This is a genomic window from Streptomyces sp. SID3212, assembly GCF_009865405.1.
Classification (GTDB): domain Bacteria; phylum Actinomycetota; class Actinomycetes; order Streptomycetales; family Streptomycetaceae; genus Streptomyces.
Map to the genome: position 1 here is coordinate 1 of NZ_WWJY01000766.1, position 1,870 is coordinate 1,870.

Sequence of the window (1,870 nt, forward strand, 5' to 3'; positions counted from 1 at the left end):
GCAGGAGCACCGGCCACATCTTCAGCACCGCGCCGAACCCGGCGAGCACGCCCTTCACCGCCGGGCGGCGCGCCCCGGTGACCAGCGCCGCCACGGCGACGGCCGTCACCATCAGGTCGTACCGCGCGTACGAGGTCGGCCCCAGCAGCGGCACCCCCGCCACCCACACCCGGACCCCGCGCGCCGACCCGCCGGGGCGGCGGCTCGCCCGCAGCAACAGGCCGAACACCACTGCGTCGCAGGCGCACGCCAGCACGAAGAACGCGGTGGCGTACCCGAGGAACGGCAGCGCCGCCGGGGAGGCGATCGCGAGCGCGGCGGCGGGCGGGTACTGCCACGTCACGTCGTCCAGCGGATAGGTGCCGGTCCTGAGCACCTCGAACCAGCCCCGGTAGATCACCGAGACGTCGCCGGTGACGTCGGGGCCGGGCAGGGTGACGACCTTGAAGACGCAGAGCAGCAGCGCGGCCCTGGTGACGACCCACCCCGCGCCCGTCCACCCCGCGACCGTCCACCCCGCCGCTCGTCCGTCGGTCGCCGCCCGGCCCGCCCACCTGGTCATGGTTGTCATGATGCCGGGCGGGAGAGGGCGCGGGCGGGGAGGCAGGGCCGTCGGTCCCGTCCTCGGCGACACGGTGCGGCGATATTGTTCTGGGCGATGCACAAGACCCTGATCGTGACCAATGACTTCCCGCCCAGGCCGGGCGGGATCCAGGCGTTCCTGCACAACATCGCGCTGCGTCTGGACCCCGCGAAGGTCGTCGTCTACGCCTCCACCTGGAAACGCGGGCGGGAGGGCGCGGAGGCGACCGCCGCGTTCGACGCGGAGCAGCCCTTCACGGTCGTACGCGACGCCACGACGATGCTCCTGCCGACCCCTCGCGTCACCCGGCGGGCCTCGGAACTGCTGCGTGCGCACGGCTGCGAGTCCGTGTGGTTCGGCGCGGCGGCCCCGCTCGGGCTGATGGGGCCCGCGCTGCGGCGGGCGGGCGCGCGGCGCCTGGTCGCGACGACGCACGGGCACGAGGCGGGCTGGGCGCAGTTGCCGGCGTCCCGGCAGTTGTTGCGCCGGATCGGGGAGGGTACGGACACGATCACGTACCTGGGCGAGTACACGCGGTCGCGGATCGCCCCCGCGTTGTCGCCCGCGGCGGCCGGGCGGATGGTCCAACTGCCACCGGGCGTGGACGAGAAGACGTTCCACCCGGGGTCGGGGGGCGCCGAGGTCCGGTCCCGTCTGGGCCTGACGGACCGTCCGGTCGTGGTGTGCGTGTCGCGCCTGGTGCCGCGCAAGGGGCAGGACACGCTGATCCGGGCGATGCCCGAGATTCTCTCGGCGGTGCCGGACGCGGTGCTGCTCATCGTGGGGGGCGGCCCCTACGAGTCCGCGCTGCGGCGGCTGGCGCGGTCGTCGGGGGTGGCGGAGTCCGTCCGCTTCACCGGCGCGGTGCCGTGGTCGGAACTGCCGGCGCACTTCGGCGCGGGCGACGTCTTCGCGATGCCGTGCCGGACACGGCGGGGCGGCCTGGACGTGGAGGGCCTCGGCATCGTGTACCTGGAGGCGTCGGCGACGGGGCTGCCGGTGATCGCGGGGGACTCCGGGGGGGCGCCGGACGCGGTGCTGGAGGGGGAGACGGGGTGGGTGGTGCCGGGGGCGCCGGCGGCGCTCGCGTCGGGTGCGGTGGCGGAGCGGGTGGTGACGCTGCTCCTGGACCCGGCCCTGCGGCGCGCTCTGGGCGAGCGGGGCCGTGCGTGGGTCGACGACCGCTGGCGCTGGGACCTTCTGGCGTCCCGCCTGGAGTCCTTGCTGTAGCGGTGACGGTTGGGGCCGCGCTTGGTTGCGCTTACTGATTGTCCTCAATCGCCGGAC

2 protein-coding genes are annotated in these 1,870 nt (G+C 74.9%); one reads left to right on the forward strand and one right to left on the reverse strand.

All coding sequences use genetic code 11. From position 1 onward, the window contains the following. Positions 1-562, reverse strand: a 562-nt coding sequence (locus tag GT042_RS23175) for a glycosyltransferase 87 family protein (protein ID WP_161310654.1), incomplete at its 3' end; no start/stop codon positions are given. A 96-nt stretch (positions 563-658) separates the two neighbouring features. Here GT042_RS23175 and GT042_RS23180 point away from each other — a divergent pair. Further along, a complete protein-coding gene (locus tag GT042_RS23180; protein WP_161310655.1) occupies positions 659-1,813 on the forward strand; it encodes a glycosyltransferase family 4 protein in 1,155 nt (384 codons plus the stop codon). The last annotated feature ends 57 nt before the right edge of the window (positions 1,814-1,870 follow it).

What these genes read in the sequence shown, in the direction of transcription:
- GT042_RS23180 (WP_161310655.1), top strand. Translation starts at nt 659, where the DNA reads ATGCACAAGACCCTGATCGTGACCAATGACTTCCCGCCCAGGCCGGGC.